Raw genomic sequence first — 437 nt, forward strand, 5'->3', positions numbered from 1 at the left:
TCACAATCCAAGCTCAAGGCAGTATTTTTAACAAAAAAACACAATTTTTAAAAAGTGAAGACGCCTTCCAATTTAGTAGTCAGCAAGAAGGACAAAAACTCAATTTACATTGGAATATTGCAGAAAACTATTATCTCTATAAAAAAGAAATCAGTATTGAATTGGTGAATGCTGATAACAAAACAGAAACTCTTTCTATTGATAGCTTAAATTTACCTCATGCGGAACTACATCAAGATGAGTTTTTTGGAGAAACTGAGATTTACCGCAATGAATTAAATATATCTCTTAATCTTCCGCAAAATACATTTATTCATAAAGCATTAATTACTTATCAAGGTTGTACCAAAGGTTTTTGCTACCCACCAGAAACTCAAGAAGTTTCTATTGACAATACATTAATAAATACCTCAGAAATAATTGCTAGCCAACAACCA

1 protein-coding gene is annotated in these 437 nt (G+C 30.7%); it reads left to right on the plus strand.

All coding sequences use genetic code 11. From position 1 onward, the window contains the following. Positions 1-437: protein-disulfide reductase DsbD domain-containing protein (locus tag EII42_RS12300; protein ID WP_255416267.1), on the plus strand; the 437-nt coding region annotated here is incomplete at both ends.

Origin of the sequence: Tessaracoccus sp. OH4464_COT-324 (genome assembly GCF_003932855.1) — a bacterium.
GTDB lineage: Bacteria > Actinomycetota > Actinomycetes > Propionibacteriales > Propionibacteriaceae > Arachnia.